The organism is Paraburkholderia lebeckiae, from assembly GCF_050436225.1.
Taxonomy (GTDB): Bacteria; Pseudomonadota; Gammaproteobacteria; order Burkholderiales; family Burkholderiaceae; genus Paraburkholderia; species Paraburkholderia tuberum.
On record NZ_JBNDLU010000003.1, the window covers coordinates 758,625 to 783,928 of the forward strand.

Here is a 25,304-nt window from a genome sequence, read left to right on the forward strand (position 1 = left end):
GCCAAAACGTTCGATCGCCAAGAGGAATTGCAATGTCGGAGCTTGCGTGGTGGCAACGCGGCGTGATCTATCAAATCTATCCGCGCTCGTTTCAGGACAGTGACGGCGATGGCGTCGGCGATCTACCCGGCATCAGCGCGCGCCTTGAATACGTCGCGGCGCTAGGCGTCGATGCGGTGTGGATCTCCCCGATCTACCCGTCGCCCATGGCCGACTTTGGCTATGACGTCGCGGACTACTGCAACATCGATCCGATATTCGGCACTCTGGACGGGTTCAAGCAATTGATGGGCCACGCACATCGGCTTGGGCTCAAGGTGCTGCTCGATTTCGTGCCGAACCATTCGTCGAGCCGGCATCCGTGGTTCGAGGAAAGCCGCTCGTCACGGGACAATCCGAAACGGGACTGGTATCTCTGGCGCGATCCCGCGCCCGATGGCGGGCCGCCGAACAACTGGTTGAGCCGCATGGGAGGCTCGGCGTGGGAGTGGGACGAGGTAACGGGACAGTACTACTATCACGCGTTTCTGCGCGAGCAGCCTGATCTGAACTGGAGGAACCCGCAAGTACGCCGCGCGATGGATCAGGTGCTGCGATTCTGGCTGGATCGCGGCGTGGACGGCTTCCGCGTGGACGTACTGTGGCTGTTGATCAAGGACGCGCAGTTTCGCGATAATCCGCCCAATCCCGGCTATCGGCCCGGCGAGCCGGAACATCATCGGCTCTTGCAAAGTTACACGGAGGATCAGCCGGAAGTGCATGAAATCGTCCGCTCGATGCGAGCCACACTGGACGAGTACGGCGAGCGCGTGCTGATCGGCGAAATCTACCTGACTGTCCCGCAACTGGTGAAGTATTACGGCGTGAACGGCGATGGCGCGCACATGCCGTTCAATTTCCAGCTGCTCAACGCGAGATGGGACGCGGAGAACATCGCCCGCATGATCCGGGATTACGACATCGCGTTGCCCGAATACGGGTGGCCAAACTGGGTGCTGGGAAACCACGACAATCCGCGCGTTGCATCGCGCGTCGGCGCGGCGCAGGCACGAGTGGCCGCTGTACTGCTGTTGACGCTACGAGGGACGCCGACGCTCTACTACGGCGATGAGATCGGCATGACGGATGGCCATATCGCGTCGGATGAGATCCAGGATCCGGCGGAACTCCGGCAGCCGGGCATTTGCCAGGGGCGCGATCCCGAGCGCACGCCTATGCAATGGGATGGCTCGCTGGCGAATGCGGGCTTTACGGACGGCAAACCGTGGTTGCCGATTGCGACGGCGACGAGCGTGCGCGAACAGGACGGCGACATGTCGAGCATGTTGTCGCTCTATCGGCGCCTGCTGAGCCTGCGCCGCAGCAACGCCGCGCTGGTGCAGGGCACGATAGAGAACGTCGTTGCTGACGGCGACGTGCTGACCTATGAGCGGCGATACGGCAATCAACGCCTTTTCATCGCGCTGAACATGGGCGTCGAAGATGCCACCGTGCAATCGCGCCCTGGCACGGTGTTGCTATCGACGGTGAGTACGCGCATCGGCGAAACCTTTGTGCAGGGCGCCAATTTGCTTGCCGCCAGCGAGGCGGTCATCGTGATTCTTACGCGAAGCTTGTCCGATGCCGTGCGGCCAATTTACGGGCCGAACGATGCAGTTCGGTAGTCGTCCCCCACGGTGCTTCAACCTCATTGGTTTCCACGAGCAATTGCGGAGTCGCCTGAGTGCGATCCGGCGGCCGCGCTCGCGCTCGAGCGTCAAAGCCGATCACGCAGCGGTCAAAGGCGCGGCGCTGGCATTCTCATCGATCGATGAAACGGTACTGCGGATGCGCGCGGCGATTCGCGCGTCGAGCGGCGTGTACACGAGCATGCTCAGGTCTGGCCGACCATCGACGGCGAACAGCGAATACTCCATTTCGATGGTCCCGAACGCAGGATGCAGCAGGCGCTTAACGTGCTGTCCTTCGCTGTGGCCGAATACCTGGTTTTCGCGCCACATGCGTTCGAAGTCCGGGCTCGCGCGACACAGATCGTCGACCAGATCGCCCACTTCGGAAGCGAGCCCCGCGCGAGCAACGTCCGCTCGGAACGTACCCACGACGAAGCGCGCGACACTCTCCCAGTCGTGCTGTTTTGCCCGGACGGCCGGATCGCCGAACAGGAAGCGCAGGATGTTGCGCTGGCCCGGCGGCAGCGCGCTGTAGTCGGTCAGCACGACGGCTGCGGCGCGATTCCACGCGACGACGTCCCACGTCGCGGTCTTGATGATCGACGGGCTGGCATCGAGTGAATCGAGCACGCGCTGCAAGCGCGGGTCCACTGCGTCGGTGGACCGGTAGCGCACTTCCGGCGGGCGCCCGAGGCCCAGCATGAAAAGATGTTCGCGCTCGGTATTCGTCAGCATCAGCGCTGCGCAGATGCGCTCAAGCACCGCGGCGGACGGCGCGCCGCCGCGGCCCTGCTCGAGCCACGTGTACCACGTCGAGCTGATATTCGCGCGCTGCGCCACTTCTTCCCGGCGCAATCCGGGCGTACGCCTGCGGCCCGAGAAGCCGAAGCTGGCCGGATCGAGCCGCGTGCGGCGACTGCGCAGAAAGTCCCCGAGGGTTTGGGCGGTGTTCACTGGGATGATTAACCTGTTAGTCGCTTTACCGGGATAAGCTCACTACTTCAATAGCATAGTGAATGATCGCATAGTACGTCGGTGGCTATTCTGGAGACTTGACCATGCGAATCTTTCTGACGGGCGCAACCGGGTTTATCGGCTCGGCTCTGGTACCCGAACTTATCGAAGCCGGGCATCAGGTTATCGGCATGACCCGATCCGATCAGGGCGCGCAGGCGCTCAGCGCCGCAGGCGCGGAGGTGCATCGTGGCACGCTCGAAGACACCGAGAGCCTGCGCAGCGGCGCCGCGAAGGCGGACGCCGTCGTTCACCTTGCTTTCGACCACGATTTCTCGCACTTCGTGGAGAACTGCGAGAAGGACAAGCGTGCTATCGCTGCACTGGGCTCGGCGCTGGCCGGCTCGGATCGGCCGCTTCTGATCACGTCGGGCACGGGCGTCGGCAGCCGCGATAACGGGCAGCCGGCCGCCGAAGACGTATTCAACACCAGTCACCCGAACCCGCGCATCGGCTCGGAGCTGGCCAGCAACGTGCAGCTGGAGGCGGGCGTCAACGTGTCGGTGATGCGCTTGCCGCAAGTGCATAACCCGTACCGGCAAGGCCTCATCACGCCGCTCATCCAGATCGCGCGGGACAAAGGCGTGTGCGCATATGTGGAGGAGGGACGCAACCGCTGGCCGGCGGGGCATCTGTCGGATGTCGTGCGGCTGTACCGGCTCGCGATCGAGAAGGGCGAACGCGGTGCGCGCTATCATGCGGTCGGCGAAGAAGGCGTTAGCGCCCGCGAGATCGCCGAGGCGCTCGGACGCGGCTTGAAGTTGCCGGTCATCTCGATCGCGCGCGACGAGGCGCAGGCGTACTTCGGATGGATGGCGATGTTCGCCGCGCTCGATATGCCGGCATCGAGCGCGCAGACGCAGGCGCATTTGGGCTGGCGGCCGACCGGTCCGACGCTTCTCGCGGATCTGAACGAAGCGCGCTACGTTCAGGTGTCCACGTAGCTTTCGCTGTCGCTGTCAGCCGCCGTCGCACGAATCAACCGAAACGGCTCGACGGCCCACATTTCGCCGGGCCCGCGGATGCTGCTGTCCAAGGGCGAGCAACCATCGCCGCCATCATAGGTGTTTCATTACGCCACTCGCCACCTTGCGCAGTTCGTCGAACTGCGTGACGAGCTGGAGGCACAGAATAAAAGCCAGCGTCGCTGCGGGCGCCGGGTGGCGTTCGGTCCATCGCAGCATCGGCGTCGCGTAGCGCACGCGGATCGCATCCCGCGTCATCACCACTGTAATCACGATTCCGACTGCGGCGCCCACCAGCAAATCGGTCGGATAGTGAAAACCGAGATAGGCGCGCGGAAGGCAAATGAACAGCGCAGTATAGAGAAGCGCCAGCACGCCGACGCGCCGCGACATGAGGAAGATGCCGGTGGCGACCGCCATCCATAGCATCGCGTGATCGCTCGGGAAGGAACTCCAGTTGGTTAGCACTGCGTCCTTGATTTCGCCGCTGGCAAAGCGCAGATGCAGTTCGGTGTTATAGACGGGGCGCACCCTGAATGGCAACCAGTGGGTCAGCAGTCTTCCGACGACGAGCGCCACGATGCCGCTGGCAAGCGTCGCGAGAACCATTTCTCGCCGCCATTCGCGGCACTCGTCTTGCTGAAACCACATCCACCACAGCACGGGAATGAGTACGAGGCCTTTGAAGGTGTACAGGTTGTCGATGGCTTGGATGGATAGATTCGCGAAGTCACCGAGGTGTATGTTGGACAGATATGTTTCGATGGACAAATCGAGGCTATTCATTATTTTCTACAGAAGTTGAGCCGGTCGCGGACGAAGGTCAGCATAATTCATCGCATGCACGGCATTTTTTGGCGCTTACTTTCACTGACAATTTTTACTGAGCAATTTCATCGCTAACTTTCAGTGACCCCATGTGCTTGAAATGCGCTCAGCATCGGAAGTTATTTCCGTGGCAGCGCTAGCGAAAGACCTCGATCTTTCGAAGTCGTCCCATCCAGCGCTGAGTCACCGCGCAGGATGCGGCGATACACTGTAGCCGGATCTTTCAAGGAGGCCGTCATGAAACTGGTCGACTGGAACATTCAGTGGGGATGCGGCGTCGACGGCCGCGTCGACCTTGGCCGGATCGTGCGGGAAGCACGCGCGTTGTGCGACTTCGATGTCCTGTGTCTGCAGGAAGTCACGCGCGGCTTCAACGAAGAACCGGCGGCAGGCGGACTGAAAGGCGCGCCATCGACCGATCAGTTCGCCGAACTTGCCGCTCTGCTGCCCGAGATGACCGTGCTCGATGCGATCGGCTCCGATCTGCCCTCGTTGGGCGCGAGCCGTCATCGGCGGCAGTTCGGCAATGCCATCGTGACCCGTTTGCCGGTTCGTCAGGTGCTGCGCCATTCTCTGCCGTGGCCCGCGGACCCCGCCAAGCCGTCGATGCTGCGCGTCGCGCTCGAAGCGGTGCTCGAAGCCGACGTCGGTCCGCTCCGTGTCATCAGCACGCACCTCGAGTTCTATTCGGAGAAACAGCGGCTCGCACAAGTGGCGAGACTGCGCGAGTTGCATCAGGAGGCGTGCGCTCACGCGCGCGCTCCCGCGCGTGGCGAGAAGCCGGACAGTCCGTTTGCCGATACGGCGCGCCCGGTCAGCGCGGTTCTGTGCGGAGACTTCAACAGCGCATTCGAAGACACCGCCTTTTGCCGAATGCTCGAACCGATCACCGACACTCCGGCGTTCGTCGATGCGTGGGCCCGCGCACACCCGGGCGAGCCGCGTGCCGCGACGGTCGGCCTATACGATCACGAGCAATGGCCCGACGGAGCATTCGCGTGCGATTTCGTTTTCGTCACGGAAGACCTGAGCGCACGCATTGCATCGTGCGATGTCGATCAGCACAGCCGCTCGTCCGATCATCAGCCGATGTGGCTGGAACTGCGTTGAAGGGACTCGGCGTTACCGCCCCGTTATTGGCGCAGGAAAATCTGACCGCGTGATTCGGCGGGATGCTTAAGGTGCTGTTAAGGGTTGCTCTGCGATGGTTGAGCCTATGTTCAAACCATGAGAATAGTGAGCACGTCACATGAATAGCAACCCGTCGCAAACTCGCGCGCATGCACTCAGTAAAGTCCCGCAGATCACGCTGGGCTTCTGGATCATCAAAATCGCCGCCACGACGCTTGGCGAAACGGGCGGCGATTGGGTGACCATGTCGCTCAAATTGGGTTATCTGATCGGCACCGCGATTTTTGCGGTTATTTTTATTGGGCTGGTCGCAGGGCAGATCAGGGCGGAGCGGTTCAATGCCTCGCTCTATTGGGCGACCATCGTTGCAACGACCACGCTCGGTACCACGCTGGCCGACTTCTTCGATCGTTCGGTGGGAGTCGGCTATCCGGGCGGTGTAGTCATCGTCTTCGCGCTTCTGCTTGCGAGCCTGGGCGTCTGGTACAAATCGGAAGGTACGGTGGCGGTGCAGAGCGTAACCACGCCCAAAGCCGAGTGGTTCTATTGGGTGACGATCCTCTTTTCGCAGACACTGGGTACGGCCTTGGGCGATTGGGTGGCGGGATCGGACCGAGGCGGTCTGGGGCTTGGCTATGAGTACGGCGCTTTGATCTTCGGTGGGGGGCTGCTGATCGTCGGTGCGCTTTATTACTGGTCGCGGCTGTCACGGATCGCTATATTCTGGGCGGCGTTCATCCTGACGCGTCCGCTTGGCGCGACCTTGGGGGACCTGCTCGACAAACCCATTTCTCAAGGTGGGCTCGAGATCAGCCGACTCTATGCGTCGGTGATTCTGGTTTCGTTCATGGCCCTCTGCGTGGTTTTGTTACCGCAACGTCCTGCTGGGCGAGCGATGCGGTAGATGGTGCGAAGAGGCTACGAATGTTCGGGAATAGCCATTGCGTGACCGCTTTCGCCGCGACACCGACGCGCAGAACGAGCGCGTCGGCCGATCGGTAGCTCGCCCGCTCGACGTCCGCTCAATCGAGGTCGACATGAAGAATCCGTGGACCAAGAAGAACCCGTTCCTCAGCATGTGGTTAAGCGGCGCCAATACCGTCGCCAACTCAGCGGGGGTAAGAACGACAGCGGCAGCCAAACGCGCGACCTCCGCATTCTGGAGCGCCGCACTTACCCCACCGAAGCCGAAGAAAAGCAGAAAGACACGCCGCTGAGCGGACTCGTCCGCTGTCGCGCGAATTTGCCGCCTGGCGTGCGCGACCGGACGCACGGCGTATCTGGATCTGGCGTTTCTCGACTCTCGGGGGGCGCCGCGGCCTCGGGAATTTCGCTGCGCCCTCAAACGGGATGCGGTCCTGTCAACCCGATCAGACTTCGCTACTTCGAAAAATAATCGACCGTAACGCCTATTTGCAACACAGCCAAATAGGCGCCCGCGTTACTTCCTCCAAACCATCGAGCAACGAACCGACGCCAAAACGGAAAAGAGAAGGAGCGCCATAGTCAGCGCTCCGTTCATTCATGGGTTACAGCAGGCAGGCTTACTTGATCGCAGTCAGGTAAGAGCCGGACAGGAAGCGTTGCGAACGCGGAATGGTCGCCGTGTAGGCCTGAATCGCGGCTGCCAGCTGCGGACGAATCAGGTTACGGTTGTAGTCGTAGATCGAATAGCCGTCGCCTTCGCCATTGCCCGGATCGCCGTTACGCACGACATACCAGAACGCCTTTGCCACCGAACCATTGTTCATCAGCACCTTCAACTGGTTGAATGCGGCCGTTTGTCCGGCGTCCGTACCGTTGGTGCCATTGTTGGTCTCGGTCAGCCAGATCGGCTTCGCGCCGCTGCTGACGAGGTTCGACACCGTGGTCATGAATGCCTGCATCAGCATGTCGTATTCGGCGCTGCCGAAGTAGGGGTGAACGTCGACGACATCGATCGTGGTGTTCAACGGGCTCGAAGCACTCTTCGTGTTGTTACCCATTGCCTTGATGTAGTCGGTCGCCTGGATCAGCTCGCTGCCCGCGGGCGGTCGCCAGCCGTTGTTCGGGTACGCCGAGTTGTAGAAGTACGAGATGCCCTGAGTGTGCAGAACCGTTTTGTAGCCCGACTGGCTTTTCGTGTTGAGGATCTGCCTGGCTTCCGAATAGAGCGTCTTGCTGCGATTCAGAATGTATCCGGAGATACCGTTCGGATCGCCGTAAGACGGGTCCGACGCGGAGAACGACCAGTTGGTCTCATTGAACAGTTCGATGTCAGCCGTAAAGGGCAGAACGACGTCCATGAGCGAGCCGAGATACTTCGTGAACGTCGCGTCGCAGAAGTCGAGTCGCGGTGACGATGCGGTCGGCGGATTCCTGGTGGCCGAGCATTGGTATGCGCTAGACGGCGCGTACATGCCCACCTGGAAAAGAATCTTCATGCCGCGCGTGCGTGCGGCGTTCAGAAGCGCCTTCAGGAAAGCCACTTTGTTGGGGTCCAGCGTGCTGCCGTCGGCCAGCGTCATGAAGTCCCACGAAACGCCGAGGCGAACCGTACCGACGCCCAATCCGGCAATCAGATCCAGGTCCTTTGAGCATTCGCTCAGCGCCGTCTGATCCGCACTCCAGAGATTGCAGTTCACGTCCATTGCAAAACGGTCGTTTCCGCTTCCGGTGGGCGGCGGCTGCAGCGCCGCGAGTTGCTTGGCGGTGGCGGCGGTCGAACTTGTCTGGGAGAACGCTGGCATCGATTGCCCGCACAACAGGGCTAAAACGGCGAATAGTGAGTAGAGTCTGAGTTTCATGGCTTAGCTATAAATTGCTACTGACCGGGGATGGGCCGAGAACGTTGGAATTACGTTTGCCGATGACCATCAGTTCCTGAAGCGATGGCAGACGTAACGCAAACATGTCAAACGCGTGAGTCGATTGCAAATGCTCTTGCACGGGATATGCGGGTTTCGTATCGATCGTCGAGAAACGGTTCAATCGCCTTGTCCCGCGCGTTGCACCGGGGCGCGGTTATAAGGCTGACCGTTCGCCTGAACCGGCGGAGAGCCATTGTCGGTGGGCACTATGCCGTTGCTGTACGGATCTGTAGCCGCGTTCGCGACTGTGTCGGCAGGGAGGGAGTTGGCGGTCACGGACGCGGTGCTGCCATCATCGCCTGTTTCACCGCCACAACCTGCAAGGCTCAGTACTCCTGCGATAAATGCAAGCGCTGAAGCACTTTTAGCGATCTGGGGAAGCCGACGAAATGACGGTTTTAGTCTTGGAGAGAGTGTGCTGAAGAAGGACATCTGTCTATCAAGGCCAATGGAACCTGGCCGCTAAAACGAACAACGTTCGCGTGATAAGGACGTCGCCACGCAAAAATACGCAACAACACGAAGTACAACTGAATAATGATCGGCTCTTGTCAAGAGCCGCCCGCTGCCGCACTCGCGTCGGGCACTAATCGCGTTTAATCTTCAGATTTAATGGGACCTACTGAAAACCCGCTGCCATCATTTTCGATCGGAAGATTCGGTAATTCGTCGCAAATTGCGAAGTTTTGCCAATCGAATAAAATCGACAAGGTTTTCCCTGACTTATCTGATTAATACGAATGATACAGAATTGGAACAAATACTGCGATATCGGACGTAACTAAGCGTAACAACGAAATTTGTGCTATGTGAGCCCATCGGTAGCGCCTCCATCCTCCGTTCCCACGCCTGTCCAGAGGCGTTCTCACGCCCGAGTGCGAGATTCATAAGGCACGAGGAGAACCGTTACAAAATTGTTACCTGGCGCCTTTAGACAGGTCGAGCGCTTTAATTTCCGCCAACGTATGGTTCTTATCGGATGGCTCGTGGCCTAACTGAATGCTAATTAAATGATCTGGTATGGTTTTAGAAAGAAAGATAATGCCCGGCGGTATTTATATGCGCGCACCCGCCGCATCAAATAAATCACGGAATGCGAATTTTGCCACGGTTTGACCTTGTGCTTTGGAACAAGGAGACGGGCGGGAGCCAAGGGCGCGGAACCTGCATATCGTCGCCAGCGAAACACGCGCAATGGCTCGCCGTGGTCGCGGCGAAACTCGAAGCCGCCGGAACACCGGCGCTGGTTGCTATTCGCCACCGCGGCCTTGCCATCGTGCCGATGCTGAGGCCTTGTTAGGCGACGCCTTCGTTGTAGGAGCAGGGCCTGGCAGTTCGGTAACGGTCAGCCGAGTCCCTTCGGTCAGGCCGACCTGGTCCGCCTGCCTGACGCATCTCGCCGCCACGTTTGAGCGCGCAATCCATTTTCGCGACTTCGCCATTTGCGCCGCCTCACGACGAATCTCGTTGCCCATGTTTTCCTTGCTCGGCAAGAGCTGCAGTTCTCTGATTTGCCCGATCACGGACTGCCGTCCTGATAATTAAAACGCCCAGCATTTGAAGTTTCATGGTTATGTGGCCGACCTCACAAAGCGGAGCAAGTCGCGGGACTGACGCTGTCATTTTCCGAAAGATTCCCTGCTACGCTCCAAATGCCGTTGATTCGCCATTAGGAAGCGAACGTAGCCGTCGCGCGACTCGTGCGCACTATCGCGCGGGTAACACGCAATCAAAGATGGCGACGAATGGTTCTGCAGGCCATTACACGTTGCGGGAGATCATAGTCATGTTCCATCAACACGCGCCGACTCGCGCGACGTTGCGTGCGTGCGCGCCGGTCCGGAGTTCGAGGCGCCGCGCGCTGCTGCGTGGCATATCGGCCGCGGCGTTAGCCGGCGTTTCTTTTCCGCTATACGCGCAGCACGCAAGCATAGGACTCGTCACGCCGCCCATTCGTCTCGACGACTTCTGGGTGGTCGATCAAAGCGGCCAGAAACAGTTGCTAACCGACCTCTTGCGTCAGAAAGTGACTGCGTTGCAGACGATTTACACAGGATGCACTTCAGTTTGTCCTTTGCAGGGTGCGCTGTTCAGCACCGTTCAGCAACGGATATCGCAGTTACAGCACCGCTACCCCGTTCAGTTGGTGTCGATCGGAATCGATCCGCTTTCCGACTCGCCGCCCGCGCTGCACGCATGGCTCATGCGCTTCCAGGCCGGACCCGAATGGCGGGCGGCCACGCCGACGTTGCAGGACGTCGACCAGATGCGCAGAGCGCTTTCGGGCAGCACCCTGCCACTCGGCAACATTGCCGATCACTCGACCCAAATCTACTGCTTCGACGCGAACGCCATGTTGCGCTGGCGAAGTGACGACCTGCCTCGCGCGGATCAAATTTGCGATGTACTGGGCGCATTAGGGCGTGTGTAACCAACTGGACTGAGGCTATGTCACAAAACCGATCGTTTAGGATCCTCTCGCAATTGTTCGACGGGTGCGTGAAAGCGTTGCTGCTGATCACATTCATGGCGGCGCTTTCGATGTTCTCCACAGCTGCCGACGCGCAGACATCGAGCACGCTCACCGTCAACGGCACGACCTTGTGCGCCGACGTGAACGCCGAATCGAAGACGCCTGGCGCCTCGGTTATCGAGTGGACGTGCAATGGCGGGAATAACGAGCACTGGACACTGACGCAGAACAACGGGCTTTATCAGTTCGTCAACGTCAACAGCAAGCTTTGCCTCGACATCTACGGTGTCAGCACGGACGCCGGCGCTGGGGCGGACCAGTGGACCTGCAATGGCCAGGCGAATCAAAGCTTTCAGTTGATCCCGCAAGGTGGCGGCTTTGCAATTGTCGCGTCGCAGAGTCACCTGTGTCTGGCTGTTGCCAGCCTCACGGCGCAGGGCTCGCAGATAACGCAGCAGCCTTGCAGCGGAGCCGCTCTGCAGACGTGGCAGATCAGTGGCATGACCGCGAAAACATTGCCGGCGAAGTGGACTACACCCTATAACCTGTCGATCGTGCCGGCAGCTGCGGCGAATCTGCCCGATGGCACCGTGGTAGTGTGGTCCTCCGACCAGAAGCTGGACTTTACGGCTGGCGAAGTGACCCCCGGCAACACATACACCGCAATCTTTAACCCGACTACCGGCACGAGCAAACAGGTGCTCGTGACGAATACCGGCCACGATATGTTCTGCCCGGGCATCGTCAATCTTCCGGATGGCCGTATTTACGTCACTGGTGGCTCGAGCAGCGACGCGACGAGTTTCTACACGCCTTCGACCGGAAAATGGTCGTCAGGTCCTCTAATGAAAATTCCGCGCGCCTACCACGGCAGCGTAACGTTGAGCAATGGCAACGTATTCCTGGTGGGCGGCTCGTGGAACGGAGGCGAGGGCGGCAAGACCGGCGAAACCTGGTCATCCAGTACGGGTTGGCAGCTCAATAGCGCCATTCTCGCGGATTACATCCTCACGAATGACGCGGCTGGCATTTTCCGCTCCGACAATCATGCATGGCTGTTTGCGGTGGCAAATGGGCGAGTCTTCCACGCTGGTCCGAGCGTTGCCATGCACTGGTTCGATACCGCCGGCGCGGGCAACGTGACGCCTGCCGGCAACCGGGGCAGCGATACCGATGCGATGAACGGCAACGCCGTTATGTACGATATCGGCAAGATCCTGGCTGTAGGCGGTGCGCCGAGCTACGAGTATGCCAACGCGACTGCGGACGCCACGCTAATCGACATCAGCAGCGGCACCGCGGTGACTCAAACGCTTACGCCGATGAATTACCGCCGCGCCTTCAACACCAGCGTGGTCTTGCCGAACGGTCAGGTGGTAGTCCTAGGTGGAGAGGCGTTCCCGATAACGTTTTCGGACGACACCGCCGTGCTGGCGCCAGAGTTGTGGGACCCTACCACCAAGACTTTCTCGGTGCTCCCGCCGCAAGCCGTGCCGCGTAACTATCACAGCATCGCACTGCTGTTGTCGGACGGTCGCGTACTGAGTGGTGGCGGTGGGCTGTGCGGAAGCTGCTCGACAAACCATACGAACCTCGAAATACTGACGCCGCCGTACCTGCTCAACGCGGACGGCTCGGCGGCAACACGACCGACCCTCACAGCCGCGCCCACAACGGCACAGCTCGGGACATCGATCGCCGTAACGGGCAGCAGTGGCATCACGGCCTTTGCGTTGATGCGCATGTCTTCGTCGACCCACGCGGTCAACAACGAGCAGCGGCGGGTACCCGTGACTTTCACGGTAGGAACGGCGGGCGAATATCTGATCAATATTCCTTCCGATCCGGGTGTCGTCGTACCTGGCTACTACATGCTGTTTGGCCTGAACGCGAAGGGCGTGCCGAGCGTTTCGCGCACGGTGCAGATCCAGTGATGGCGTTACGGTCACGGCGAACCGCGGCGCGTGCGCTGGCGCTGGCGCTGGCGAACATCACGTATGTCGCGCATGGCGCGCCGCTTTGTGAGTCGAACGATCTCGGGTGTTCGATCTTCAACGGGCAGCATTCGGTTGAGGCGCAATTGCGCGACGACGATCGTCTGTTGCCCGGCTCGACCACGCGTTGCGCGAACTGCCATTCGCAAACCGGCTCGGGCGACGCATTCGCACCACCCTTGACCGCCGGCAACCTGTTTCCTGCGAAGAGTCGAAGGGACGGTCCGGCGAGCAGTTACGATCAGGCAACGTTCTGCAGGGCGCTGAGGGAAGGCATCGACCCTGTCAACGTGATGTTGCGCAAAGCCATGCCTCACTACCGGATATCCGACACCGAGTGCGCGGCGCTCTGGCATTTCGTGACGAAGCCCTAGCACCTTTGCGTGCGGTTACGCGAATTCGGCGCCGTTTGCTCCACCAGGTTTTTCGGTGTTTTCACGCTATACGGGTGCTTGTTCGAAATGATCGAAATAGCGACATCGCAATTGCGCGTGACCCCGTTGGGGCGAAAAATGGGAATGTGCGGCAGCGTACGGAGGTGCGGCAAGCCGTCAGATAGGCTGCGATGACGTCTGCTATGAATAACTCGATTTCTGTTTGCTGGCGCAATACATCGGATGCGGAAAATTAGAAGTCTGCACCAGACCCGGCGGAAGTCCCTTTTAAACGAGGCGGCCTCAAATCTGAAGTGCAACACCTATCTCGTATAAGGTGTTGCGATGCACGAAAGAACTCAGTACCAGCAACTTCAACCTGAAGAGCGTCTGACCATTGCAAGCCTGCATCTGCAGGGTTCGAGTATCCGGGCCATGGCCCGGATACTCGGGCGCTCGCCGGCCACCGTTAGCCGGGAACTGACGCGAAACAGCTCTCCCGCTGGCTACGCGTCCGTGTCGGCTGAAGCACTCAGTGCCGCACGCCGCAGCGCGGGTCGCCATCCCACAAAGCTTTGCCTGCAAAGCGTCTGCTGGCGTATCGTTCTCACCCTGCTCGAGTGGAAATGGTCACCCCAGCAGATATCGGGCACACTCAAGCGTATGTATCCGACCGACCCGACCCAACAGGTTTCGCACGAAACCATCTACACGGCCATCTATGCCCAGCCGCGCGGCGAACTGCGCCGTCAGCTCATTGCGTGCTTGCGCCATGGCCACAGCACGCGCATGCCGCGTACACGGGGCACAGACCGGCGCGGACAGATTCCTGACATGGTCAGTATTCATGTGCGGCCGCCCGAAATCGAAGACCGACTGCTGCCTGGGCACTGGGAAGGCGACTTCATCAAGGGTGCCGGCAACCAGTCCTCGGTAGGCGTGCTGGTCGAACGGACCAGCCGGCTGGTGCTGCTTGCCAAGATGGAAGACGCCACCGCCGCTTCAGCGCTGGCGGGCTTCTCCGCCAAACTCAATTCGATTGTCGCGCCATTACGGCAGAGCTTCACCTACGACCAGGGCAAAGAAATGTCGCGCCATAAAGAGCTCACCGCCGCAACCGGCGTGAAGGTGTACTTCTGCGACCCCCACAGTCCCTGGCAACGCGGCACTTGCGAAAACACCAACGGGCTACTGCGCCAGTATCTGCCCAAAAGCGCAGACCTTTCGGTCTACAGTCAGGACGAACTTGACGCTATCGCCGACAGTCTGAACAGCCGACCTCGCGCGACTCATGCCTTCCATTCGCCATTCGAGGTCTTCGCCGCGACCCTTGCCTCGGCAAGTCAACCTCAAGGCTCTAAACATTAAACCCGCTGTTGCGCTTCACTCTTGAAACCGCCCGATAAGACGATTTAGTTCGAGCACGCGGCGGGGCGTAGATCATAGGGATTTTCTCTCCGGGTGCGTTGCGAGCGGGACTGACGTACCCGGCCTGTGCGTCCGATTTCAGCCGTCCCGTGACAAAAAACGAGATCTGGCAATGCCGCATCGCCTGCACATTAAATCCGGCTTCCACCCTTTTCGCACACCCGCCCTGGGGTTTCGATGAATCAGAACTCTCTGTTTACGAATGCTGCCGTGCTCCGGAATAACGATGTAAGTCTTTCGCGTTATTTCGACGTTCTATTGGCCAACCGCTGGCTGGTCGGTGGAATCGCCGGCACTGTGCTCGCCCTGGGCGTGGCATACGCGTTTATCGCGCCGTCGGTGTACCAGGCCGATATTCTCGTCCAGGTTGAAGACAGCATTCCGACCAACAATTCAAAAAGCCCGCTGGGCGACGTCTCCAGCATGTTCGACGTCAAAACAGAGGCGACGGCCGAAATGGAAATCCTGCAGTCGAGAATGGTGGTCGGAAAAGCCGTCGACGATCTGCACCTCGATGTCAGCGCAAAGCCCAAGCGCTTTCCGTTGATCGGAGACTGGTTGGGCCGGCAAGCCAGGAGTCTTTCCGAGCCAGGTATCTTTGGATTTGGCGGATATGCATGGGGCGATGAAGCGATCAAGGTGTCCAGCTTCGACGTCCCGGAAGCATTCGAAGGCGAGAAGTTCGTTCTGACCGTTCTGGACGGCGGGCGCTACCGGCTGGAGCAGTCGGATCTCAGCGAGCCGATCGAGGGTCGCGTGGGCAAACAGCTCGACACGAAACTGCCCGATGGCGCGATCACGCTGCAGGTCGCTTCGCTGAAGGCAAAGCCGGGCACGCAATTCATTCTGGAGAGACAGTCGCGCGAAAAGACGGTGGAAAGCCTGCAAAACAGGCTGGCCGTCTCGCAGAAGGGTAAAGACAGCGGCATCATCGGCGCGTCGCTGACGGGTTCTGAGCGGTCGCTGACGGCCAGCACGCTCGCCGAAATCGGCAATGCGTATGTTGAGCAGAATCTGAAGCGCAAGGCGGCGGAAGCCGAGAAGTCGCTTGAGTTCCTGAGCGAGCAGCTGCCGCAACTCAAGAGCGACCTGGAGCGCGCCGAGGGACGCTATAACGACATGCGCAACCGCATGGGCGTGTTCAATCTGAGTGAGCAGGGCAAGGCCTATCTGGATCAAAGCGTCGCCGCGCAGCGCAGCCTGCTGGAACTGAAGCAGAAGCGCGCGGAGATGGGCGCGATCTACGCGCCGGGTCACCCCGCGATCCAGGCGATCGATCAGCAGATCGGCATGCTGAGCAGCAGGATCGGAAGCTTGTCGCAGCAGGAACAGGCGTTGCCGGACCTGGAGCAGAATGCGGTGCGCCTGACCCGGGACATGAACGTGAACAACGAGCTTTACGTCGGCATGCTGAACAACATGCAACAGCTCAGACTGGTTCGCGCCGGCAAGGTTGGAACGGTACGGTTGATCGATAACCCGGTGGTGCCGAAAGAGCCGATCAAGCCGAACAAGCTTCTGGTGATTGTCTATGCTGCGTTGGGCGGCCTGATTCTGGGCGTGGGTGCGGCGTTCGGGCGTACGGCGCTGTATCGGGGCGTGACCGACGCGCAGGAGATCGAGGAGCAAACGGGCCTGAACGTCTATGCGAGCGTGCCGCTGTCGCAGGCGAAAGTCGCGCGACTCGGCAAGACGTCGAAGCTGCCCACGGGCGAGAAGTTCCTGCTGGCGAGCGAGTTTCCGCGTGACCCGTCGATTGAAAGCCTGCGCCGACTCAGAACCGCGCTTCATTTTGCAATGCTTGAATCGGAATCGGGCGACAACCGCGTGCTGCTGACGGGGCCGACGGAGCAGGTGGGCAAGTCGTTCCTTTCGGCGAATCTGGCGGCGGTCGTATCGGCGGCCGGCAAGCGGGTGTTGTTGATCGACGCGGACCTGCGCAAAGGTCATCTCGAGCAATACTTTGGTCTGGACTCGACCCCCGGCCTGGCTGACTATCTGACGTCGGACGTGACGTCCGACCCGGTGATCATGCGTGACGTGCGCCCGGGCCTCGACTTCGTTGCGCGCGGAGCGATACCGGAGAACCCGGCCGAGCTTCTGGTGAGCGAACGCATGCAGCAATTCCTCGCGAAGACGAGCCAATACGATATCGTGCTGATCGACACGCCGCCGGTGCTCGCCGTATCCGACGCGACCGCGCTTGCGGATAGCTGCGGCACCGTGCTGCTGGTGACCCGCTTCGAGACCACTTCCATTGCGCAGGTGCTGGAGGCGACCGCGCAGCTCAAGCAGGCGAATGCCCGGGTGAAGGGCGTGATCCTCAACGCGATCGATACGGATGTCTATCGCTATAGTCTGGGCGCGCGCGCCGGCCTCTATCGCAGTGCTTCCTATCTCGATGCACTGCCGGCCAGCGGAGAGACGCAGAAAGGCTAGCCTTCAGACGACAACCATCGTCGTGTAGAGCGATGAAAAATTCACCCGGACTTCGACGTAGATAAATTGTGAATATCAAACATTCGATCGTAAGTATCGCTGGAGTCGTACTGAGCCAGGCGCTCAATTTCGTTTCGATTCTATTGATCGGGAAGTTCTGCGGGCCGACGACTCTCGGGTACTTTGTATCGGCTCGGTGATCGGCTTGCGTCTGGAGGTTGCATGCATGGCGGCGGACAAGGCCCAAGCCGTGCGTGCAACAAAGAGTTCCAGCGCCGTCGCCGTTCCGATCGGCCCCGCGCTTGGTGGCCACGACCATTTCCGGCCCCTCCGATTCGATTCCGGTGATCGCCCTCGCATTCGGCGTGTTTCTGCAATAGACGCTGGGTGAAGCGCTGACCAGCGAAAGGAAGTACACGAAGATCGCCACGGTCCGTTTCTTACCGATCACTGCGTTCGCCGGGCACTTCATCTGCGCGATGGCGCTTTTGAAAGCTGAGCGCACGGGCACCGGCGTCTTCATCTACGCCGGGATCTTTCCGACCTCTCCGTTTGTGCCGGCCGGCGTCTGCCATTTTGATGCTGATGATCTTCGTCCATCGCGACACCGGCATCTTCGCGCTCGCCTACCGCGTCGGCTATTTTCGTACGTCACGGTTTTCTGAACCCGCGCGCCGCCGGCGATGCAATGCGGTCGCCATTCTGGAGTTTGGCGCCGAAAGCGTGGCTAAACCCGTGGTATAGTGAGTTCGATTATTAGGTCGGCATCCATCCGCAAGCGGGACACTGCGCCCTCGTCAATCTCTGCCGGACTTTGGATCGCCTTTATCACACTGTCCGGTGCCGCTAGGGAAGATCTCAAGCCATAGCTACGCCACCGATGACGTCATGCTGTTCAACTTCTCAAAAATTCGATGTGGTCGTAAAGGGAGTGGAAGATGGTAACTTTCTTGACGCATGCCGCCTGTCTGCTGATCGGCGTGGCGATTGGGGTCTTTGCGTGTGCGCTTTGCGTTGCGCGCGCGAGAGGATCAAAGGAGGATAATTAGTCTCATCGCCCTCTTATGATTCAGCCGTCATTGCGGATGTCCGCTGCTTCCTCTTTGCAACACCATCAAGCACGTTGGAGCAGGGCAGAACAGCAAAATGACGCAAACGCCGAAGTCGGCGTTCGCGTTCATCTCATCGATTGCAAGTAGACGCCTTCACTTGACCGGGGTCAGGTAGGGACCCGATAGGAATCGCTGCGCTCGCGGGATGCTCGCGGTGTAGGCCCGAATAGCGGCTGCCAGCTGCGGACGAATCAGGTTACGGTTGTAGTCGTAGATCGAATAGCCGTCGCCTTCGCCATTGCTCGGATCGCCGTTACGCACGACATACCAGAACGCCTTTGCCACCGAACCATTGTTCATCAGCACCTTCAACTGGTTGAATGCGGCCGTTTGTCCGGCGTCCGTACCGTTGGTGCCATTGTTGGTCTCGGTCAGCCAGATCGGCTTCGCGCCGCTGCTGACGAGGTTCGACACCGTGGTCATGAATGCCTGCATCAGCATGTCGTATTCGGCGCTGCCGAAGTAGGGGTGAACGTCGACGACATCGATCGTGGTGTTCAACGGGCTGGAAGCACTCTTCGTGTTGTTACCCATTGCCTTGATGTAGTCGGTCGCCTGGATCAGCTCGCTGCCCGCGGGCGGTTGCCAGCCGTTATTCGGGTACGCCGAGTTGTAGAAGTACGAGATGCCCTGAGTGTGCAGAACCGTTTTGTAGCCCGACTGGCTTTTCGTGTTGAGGATCTGCCTGGCTTCCGAATAGAGCGTCTTGCTGCGATTCAGAATGTATCCGGAGATACCGTTCGGATCGCCGTAAGACGGGTCCGAAGCGGAGAACGACCAGTTGGTCTCATTGAACAGTTCGATGTCAGCCGTAAAGGGCAGAACGACGTCCATGAGCGAGCCGAGATACTTCGTGAACGTCGCGTCGCAGAAGTCGAGTCGGGGTGACGATGCGGTCGGCGGATTTCTGGTGGCCGAGCATTGGTATGCGCTAGACGGCGCGTACATGCCCACCTGGAAAAGAATCTTCATGCCGCGCGTGCGTGCGGCGTTCAGAAGCGCCTTCAGGAAAGCCACTTTGTTGGGGTCCAGCGTGCTGCCATCGGCCAGCGTCATGAAGTGCCACGAAACGCCGAGGCGAACCGTACCGACGCCCAATCCGGCAATCAGATCCAGGTCCTTTGAGCATTCGCTCAGCGCCGTCTGATCCGCACTCCAGAGATTGCAGTTCACGTCCATTGCAAAACGGTCGTTTCCGCTTCCGGTGGGCGGCGGCTGCAGCGCCGCGAGTTGCTGAGCAGTGGCGGTAGTCGCGTTCGTTGTCTTGGCGCGACCGTTCTTCGCGACGGCCGACATCGGCTGCCCACACAAAAGTGTTAAGACGGCGAATAAAAATAAAAGTGTGAGTTTCATTTCTCAACTATAAATGCTGTCGCCTGGAATTGGTCCGAAAACGGCAAAGTTAAGTGTGCCGATGAACATCAATTGTTGAAGCGACCGCATTGACGGCACGGATATGTCGAACACGCGTATCGAACACTGCGTCGACGTCAGAGTCCCGCACTGACACAACACTTCCGAACAGAGCGACTCAATCTTCCGAAGGATGCGCCCCCCTTGTTCGCTGGTTGTTTCGGCAATTGTCATGGCATCACGCGGTTATCGACCGATGGGCGACTGCTGAGTGGCAGTGTTTGACTGTGAGACTGTTACGCGCATTTTCGCCATGTGCTCAGAGACGGCATCAGAAGTCTTCGCGTCGAACTCTGCAATGAGCGAATCGTCCGACCATGTACGGGAACGCACATCGATTCATAGTGTCGAGCCGGGATACTTGCGACTTCGATGTGCAGCGCGAGTCATCGCATAGATCTTGGCGCGGTCAGTCATTACACAAGTTGTTCCTTCATCAAATTTTCTTTTTTCCTTCATTGAACGCGCAAATAAGATTTATGTGGAGATGAAAAACGGTCGTCTCTATCTAGACAAATTCGAAATCGTGCGAGATAGGTGTTGCACTTCAGATTTGAGGCCCGCTCTTTGAAAAGAGCGGTTAAACGTCTGATAAAAGTATGCGTCTGATCTGATCGCTTTGTCATGATATTTACCAGTGGTATCTGGCGATCAGACCAATCAGGAACGAAGTCATGATTCGAATTCTGCGTATCTGATTGGCAGAAGAGCAGTCGGTGCGCCTGATGAAGGCGACGTGTCGCGATCGAACTGTACGATGGCGCCTTTATGCGCTATTACTAACATTCGGTCCTTGAGTGAGATGTTACGCTCGTCGCGAGTCCTCAGTGAATCAATGAAATTAGCGGCACTAAACGATTCACTTCCACACCAAAATCTGTTTTGCAAGCGCAGGGTGCCTACGCGGGCACCGTCCCCAACGAGTTCCCGAACTAAGGAGAAAGTATGTTCGAATCCAACGCCGCTGCGGATCCGAAACTGAAAGAGGCGTGCCTTGAGGCGAATTCAAAACAGGTCGCCCAGGATGACGCGAATCCGCAAAGCGAGAACCTCTTCGGCGCAAGGTGGGACGACGCAGTGAAGAGAACGATGGACATTTGCGGGGCGTCGGTTCTACTCATCCTGCTCTTTCCAGTTCTCCTGATAATTGCGATGGCAGTCATGAGCGATCACGGAAACGCCGTATATGGTCATCCGAGAATTGGCCGAGGAGGACGTACTTTCAAGTGTCTGAAGTTCCGCTCCATGGTCAAGAACTCGGATGAAGTTCTCGCCAAACTGCTCGCAACAGATGCGCAGGCTCGTGCGGAATGGGACCGCGATTTCAAGCTTAAAAACGATATTCGCGTGACGCCGGTCGGCCGCATTCTGCGCAAGACGAGCCTCGATGAGTTGCCGCAACTATGGAACGTGCTGCGCGGCGATATGAGCCTGGTGGGACCCCGCCCTATCGTGCAGAAGGAGCTGGTGCGATATGGCCGAGACGTTCGTTACTACCTCGCGCTGAAGCCGGGAATGACAGGCTTATGGCAGGTCAGCGGCCGCAACGATGTGGACTATCCGACGCGGGTTTCGCTCGACGTTAAATACGCAATGAACCGCTCGCTGACATTCGATTTGTCGATTCTTCTGAGGACCGTCAAAGTGGTGCTCGCGAAAGACGGCGCCTACTGAGCCGGCTGAGGTGTTTTTCCCTTCCGTAGATTGCATGGTCGTCCCGATCGCCGTGACCAATAGGCGATGTGTTCCGCTATTGCTGCGCATTTCGCGAGAAACATGTTATGAGAGTGGTCCACGTAATCGAATCGACTGCTACAGGAACGCTTGCAGTTGTGAGCACGCTTGCGACGCGCCTCGCCAAGGAAGGTCACGAGGTGTATGTGATCTATTCAGAGCGCGAGGAGACACCGAAGAACTTGCGCGCGATGTTTCACTCTGACGTCGTCCTGCAGCATCTGCAGATGAAAGGACCATCGTTGGCACGCATCATGTCTGTCTTGCGCCAACAACTCATCGAATTGAACCCGGATATAGTCCATCTGCACTCTTCATTCGCAGGTTTCCTGGGACGAATGTCGACCTTGTTTGCGTTGCCGTCAACGGCGCTTCTTTATAGCCCGCATTGCATCTCTTTCGTACGGCGAGACATAGGGAGGTTGAAGCGATACTGTTTCGCCGCGTTGGAGTTGCTTGCGTGTGTGAGGAACTGCACATATGTTGGCTGTTCCGAGAGCGAATGTGCCGCTATCCGCCGCTATCTTCGGCGAGATGCAGTGCTGGTCGAGAACGCGATCGATCGGGCTGTCGGTGTCCAGGGCAACAATCGTTTGGAAAGCGCTGGAAAAGTCGGGTCGACGAAACGGCGAAGAATCGCGACTGTCGGCGGCATTCGTGTGCAAAAGAATCCGCGACTGTTCGCGGAGATTGCACGCTCGTTTGATCGGGACGGCGTCGAGTTCGTATGGATCGGCGACGGCGACGCAGATCTCAGGAGGACCCTCGAGGACGCCGGCGTGCGTGTGACCGGTTGGCTTACGCGTGCTGACGTAATCGCGGCTGTGGGGCAGGCGGATATCTATTTGTCGACAGCTTCCTGGGAGGGAATGCCGATTTCTCTGATTGAAGCAATGACGCTCGGCACACCCGTTGTGGCGTCAGATTGTCCCGGCAATATAGACACCATTCGTCACAATGCCACCGGCGTTCTTTATCGGACGGCTGCGGAAGCGACTTCGTTGATCCGGAAGATGATAGCCGACGATAAATTTCGTGAAGGTCTATTGCGCCGCGCGCAGGAGGAAGCGCGCAACAGATTCAGTGAAGATCGCTTCTTCAACAACATCGCGCTGCTTTATTCGGCCCAGTTGAGAAGCATTCGCCGGGGCCGTTCGGTCCTGAGCGAGTGACGGCGTGAAGCTGCGCGGCGGGCCTAGCGCGATTTCCGGCGAAGCGGAGACGCGGGTCCGGTTTCAGTCGTCGGCGCAGACTGCGCGATTTGCAGCAAGCCGTCGTCTGGGACCGATTGCATGCAGTGCTCCTGGCGAAGTGAAGAGTAGCGGACAAAAGCCTCTTCACGCGCGTGACCATCAGCTCTTCATCGATTCGCGCAGTCGGGATGGGCGAAGAACTGGCCGCGAACGTGCCGGTGGGGCGCGGCAAGAATCGAAGCGCCACTCCGTAACAACGCTCACGGAACGCCGATCGCGACGAGACTGACTTGCGCCATCGAAAGGTCGTTACCGAGCTGGTTGCTCTGATTGGATGAAACTGCCTCCAAGCGCGTCTCATGTGGTCCGCGCATTTTTTGATTCGATCAGGAGGTTCGAAAAAACTGCGTCCGGTTTTTTTCGTATCAGCGACGCAGCTTTCGTGGAAACGATTCGAGAATTCGCTCTTTCAGAAATGGTTTGCGCGTGTCATCGCGCAAACCATTTCAAATTTTAGAGCCGAGCGAGATATCGCTCCACGCCCGAGGCGGCGATTATATCTGTCCACCGCAAATGCAGCAGCGTGGAGGGGTCATTTTTCGGCACCATATCGCCGTGGAAATTGCAGATGCTGGAGAATACGTCTGGGCCCGTTACCTTACATTGAATTCCAAACTGAGCGGCGGCGTTCAGATTCGAGGGCGAGTCATTGCAGATGATTCTTTTGCCGAGCGCAGCATATTCCAGAAGCTTGGTCGGCGTCTGCACGTCGTACGGACGCTTGTATGGGATGGTTGAAATAGCAATCTCGCAGTTGCGAACCACCGCGAGGGCATCGCGTTGCGCAAGACGTCCCGTGAACAGGATGCCGGGCGATCGCAGATATGCGTCGGAGATTTCCTTTTCAACAGGCCCAATCAGAACGAGGGTATCCGAGTCGCGCTTGGCGGCCAGGAAGTCCCTGATGAAGCTGACAAAGCCGCGTTCCCGCGTTATCTCGCCCAGATAACAATACGTTCCCGACGGAAGCGTCTGGTTGCGGTCAGCGTCCGTCGTGAAAATCCAATCTGGTACGCCCATTGGCAGGAAAACGGTATCTACGCCGTCGCGGAAATCCATGACTGCGCTCATTGAGTCGTTCTGAAATATTCGTAGATCGGGCCGTGGTTGAAACGTTTTCTTGATGCTGTCCTTTAGCGCACTGTTACGCCCGACCGACAGCGAACGGTAATCGTGGATGACGTATTTTGCAGCAGGGATCCTGGGGTAAAAGCCCATGATGCACCAGAGAACGTACTCCTCCGGATTCTTGACTCTTTTGTAATCATCCAGTGTCCCTGACGTTACCTTACAGTCGTTTCTCACAAAATACCTGGTGTAGGCATCTATCTCAGGATAATTCGCCTTGCCGGGGTGAAGGATGAATATCTGCATGTCATTGCCACCGTTCAAGTGTCGTCTCTTCAGCTGACTCAGCGCTACCAGGGCAGTTCGGGTCGCCTTCGTTGAAATGTCGCACGTCAATGGATTGGTCAAGCGTCGGTTAGCTTGATATCCTTTGGCAGAAACGCCGCGACGTTGGATTGCTCTATCACCCGGTCCCAAATGAGGTCTGCGAAGTCCGTCCGGCGATTCGCTGTCGCACCGCGCGCAGCGTCTTCATCGATTCCGTCAAAGATGTTCGCCGTGGTGATCACACTATGGATGCCCATCTCTTCGCAGCATCTGATATTCGACGGCGAGTCGTTGCACAGGATTTTCTTGCCGAGCGCAGCATACTCGAGCAGCTTGGTCGGCGTTTGATAGCAGTGCGGTCGGTGATAGGGGAAATAGCACACTGCAACATCGGCTTCGACCACGTGCTTCAGCGCCTCACGCTGCGGCAACGGGCCAGTGAAAATGATATTTTTTGCATTCGAAAATTTTTCGTAGATGCGCGGGTCCGGTTTTCCCACCAGGAGGAGGGAGACGTCGCGCTTCTGAAAGTTGTTTATAAATGCTTCCAGCACGCGATCGAAGCCCCGCTCGACGCTCATTTCGCCGATATAACAGAAATCAGCTTTCTTTTCAGTCTGGCCGCCATCCTGCACCTCGAAGATCCAGTTCGGCACGCCCATGGGCAGGATGACACTGGGTACGCCGTGGCCAAAACCCATGATCTCCTGTTGCCGTTTGTTCTGAAAGATCCGCAGATTCGGCTGGCAATTGAAATACCGCTTCGCGACGTCTTTCATCGCCGGCCAGCCGCCAACGGAGAGAGAACGGTAGTCATGGATGACAAAGTCGGATTCAAACCGGTTCGGATAGAAACCCATGATTTCCCACAACACGAAATCTCGTTTGTTATCGAGCTCCCGGTAATCGCTGATTGTTCCGACCACCACATCCACGCCGCGCGCTTTAAAGTAGTTTTGATAGGCAGTAATTTCCGGATAATTGGCGGTACCCGGAGACGTGATGAAGATTTTACGCATGCCGCCTTCCTTTTTAACCGTGGAGATAAGGAACAATAAGGCCGTTACGAATAGTGGACTGGCGGTCCGGTTGCGCCTTTAATTAACAGGTGCTCGAACGTTGACCGCTTGTTCTGCTCGAAGCCGAGATCGCGCGCGATAGTATTTTTATTAGCGAATACCTTATCGTGACGATTCGCTGCCCTGGGTTGGATGCCGCACGGTGCACAACGA

The 25,304-nt window shown here is 58.5% G+C and carries 18 protein-coding genes and 1 pseudogene; 13 read left to right on the plus strand and 6 right to left on the minus strand.

The window, feature by feature from the left end:
• Nucleotides 1–32: 32 nt before the first annotated feature.
• A complete protein-coding gene (locus OKW45_RS38220) occupies nt 33–1,664 on the plus strand; it encodes an alpha-amylase family glycosyl hydrolase (RefSeq protein ID WP_429473863.1) in 1,632 nt (543 codons plus the stop codon).
• 102 nt (nt 1,665–1,766) lie between these two features.
• Here OKW45_RS38220 and OKW45_RS38225 read toward each other — a convergent pair whose 3' ends face one another.
• Nucleotides 1,767–2,624: a helix-turn-helix transcriptional regulator gene (locus OKW45_RS38225; protein WP_429473864.1), complete on the minus strand. Its 858-nt coding sequence runs from the start codon at nt 2,622–2,624 to the stop codon at nt 1,767–1,769.
• A gap of 104 nt (nt 2,625–2,728) precedes the next feature.
• Here OKW45_RS38225 and OKW45_RS38230 point away from each other — a divergent pair, with 104 nt between their 5' ends.
• Nucleotides 2,729–3,628, plus strand: a complete 900-nt coding sequence (locus OKW45_RS38230) for an SDR family oxidoreductase (protein ID WP_429473865.1) — start codon at nt 2,729–2,731, stop codon at nt 3,626–3,628.
• Nucleotides 3,629–3,742: 114 nt separating this feature from the next.
• Here OKW45_RS38230 and OKW45_RS38235 read toward each other — a convergent pair whose 3' ends face one another.
• On the minus strand, nt 3,743–4,435 hold the full coding sequence (locus OKW45_RS38235) for a phosphatase PAP2 family protein (protein ID WP_429473866.1): 693 nt from the start codon (nt 4,433–4,435) through the stop codon (nt 3,743–3,745).
• Nucleotides 4,436–4,714: 279 nt separating this feature from the next.
• Here OKW45_RS38235 and OKW45_RS38240 point away from each other — a divergent pair, with 279 nt between their 5' ends.
• The 3 genes from OKW45_RS38240 to OKW45_RS38250 all read left to right on the plus strand — a co-directional run bounded on the left by OKW45_RS38240 (nt 4,715) and on the right by OKW45_RS38250 (nt 6,825).
• A complete protein-coding gene (locus OKW45_RS38240) occupies nt 4,715–5,587 on the plus strand; it encodes an endonuclease/exonuclease/phosphatase family protein (RefSeq protein WP_429473867.1) in 873 nt (290 codons plus the stop codon).
• Nucleotides 5,588–5,726: 139 nt separating this feature from the next.
• Nucleotides 5,727–6,512 (plus strand): COG4705 family protein, encoded by a 786-nt coding sequence (locus OKW45_RS38245; protein ID WP_429473868.1) that lies wholly within the window; start codon nt 5,727–5,729, stop codon nt 6,510–6,512.
• Between the two features lie 37 nt (nt 6,513–6,549).
• Entirely contained in the window at nt 6,550–6,825 is a 276-nt protein-coding gene (locus tag OKW45_RS38250; protein ID WP_429473869.1) for a hypothetical protein, read from the plus strand.
• Nucleotides 6,826–7,152: 327 nt separating this feature from the next.
• Here OKW45_RS38250 and OKW45_RS38255 read toward each other — a convergent pair whose 3' ends face one another.
• The gene (locus tag OKW45_RS38255) at nt 7,153–8,337 is read right to left on the minus strand and encodes a glycosyl hydrolase (protein WP_429473870.1); all 1,185 of its coding nucleotides are present in this window, start codon (nt 8,335–8,337) and stop codon (nt 7,153–7,155) included.
• A gap of 1,906 nt (nt 8,338–10,243) precedes the next feature.
• On the opposite strand from OKW45_RS38255, the gene OKW45_RS38260 reads away from it, so the two are divergent.
• The 6 genes from OKW45_RS38260 (at nt 10,244) to OKW45_RS38285 (ending at nt 17,909) form a co-directional block, all read left to right on the plus strand.
• Nucleotides 10,244–10,888, plus strand: coding sequence for an SCO family protein (locus OKW45_RS38260; protein ID WP_429474046.1), 645 nt, complete (start codon nt 10,244–10,246; stop codon nt 10,886–10,888).
• A gap of 17 nt (nt 10,889–10,905) precedes the next feature.
• Nucleotides 10,906–12,864, plus strand: coding sequence for an RICIN domain-containing protein (locus OKW45_RS38265; protein ID WP_429474047.1), 1,959 nt, complete (start codon nt 10,906–10,908; stop codon nt 12,862–12,864).
• Nucleotides 12,864–13,298, plus strand: coding sequence for a c-type cytochrome (locus OKW45_RS38270; RefSeq protein ID WP_018422207.1), 435 nt, complete (start codon nt 12,864–12,866; stop codon nt 13,296–13,298). The genes OKW45_RS38265 and OKW45_RS38270 overlap by 1 nt, the downstream gene beginning before the upstream one ends.
• Nucleotides 13,299–13,643: 345 nt before the next feature.
• Entirely contained in the window at nt 13,644–14,666 is a 1,023-nt protein-coding gene (locus tag OKW45_RS38275) for an IS30 family transposase (RefSeq protein ID WP_429409801.1), read from the plus strand.
• A 237-nt stretch (nt 14,667–14,903) separates the two neighbouring features.
• Entirely contained in the window at nt 14,904–17,165 is a 2,262-nt protein-coding gene (locus OKW45_RS38280; RefSeq protein WP_429473871.1) for a polysaccharide biosynthesis tyrosine autokinase, read from the plus strand.
• A gap of 579 nt (nt 17,166–17,744) precedes the next feature.
• On the plus strand, nt 17,745–17,909 hold the full coding sequence (locus OKW45_RS38285; protein WP_429473872.1) for a hypothetical protein: 165 nt from the start codon (nt 17,745–17,747) through the stop codon (nt 17,907–17,909).
• A gap of 461 nt (nt 17,910–18,370) precedes the next feature.
• Here OKW45_RS38285 and OKW45_RS38290 read toward each other — a convergent pair whose 3' ends face one another.
• The gene (locus OKW45_RS38290) at nt 18,371–19,456 is read right to left on the minus strand and encodes a glycosyl hydrolase (protein ID WP_429473873.1); all 1,086 of its coding nucleotides are present in this window, start codon (nt 19,454–19,456) and stop codon (nt 18,371–18,373) included.
• A gap of 1,311 nt (nt 19,457–20,767) precedes the next feature.
• Here OKW45_RS38290 and OKW45_RS38295 point away from each other — a divergent pair.
• Nucleotides 20,768–21,364, plus strand: a pseudogene (locus tag OKW45_RS38295) (sugar transferase); the annotation flags it as partial.
• Between the two features lie 107 nt (nt 21,365–21,471).
• Complete coding sequence (locus OKW45_RS38300; RefSeq protein WP_018422200.1) at nt 21,472–22,596, plus strand: glycosyltransferase; 1,125 nt, start codon at nt 21,472–21,474, stop codon at nt 22,594–22,596.
• 534 nt (nt 22,597–23,130) lie between these two features.
• Here OKW45_RS38300 and OKW45_RS38305 read toward each other — a convergent pair.
• Together OKW45_RS38305 and OKW45_RS38310 are read right to left on the minus strand one after the other, a co-directional pair.
• A complete protein-coding gene (locus OKW45_RS38305) occupies nt 23,131–24,051 on the minus strand; it encodes a glycosyltransferase (RefSeq protein ID WP_018422198.1) in 921 nt (306 codons plus the stop codon).
• Between the two features lie 98 nt (nt 24,052–24,149).
• The gene (locus tag OKW45_RS38310; RefSeq protein WP_018422197.1) at nt 24,150–25,091 is read right to left on the minus strand and encodes a glycosyltransferase; all 942 of its coding nucleotides are present in this window, start codon (nt 25,089–25,091) and stop codon (nt 24,150–24,152) included.
• Nucleotides 25,092–25,304: the final 213 nt, after the last annotated feature.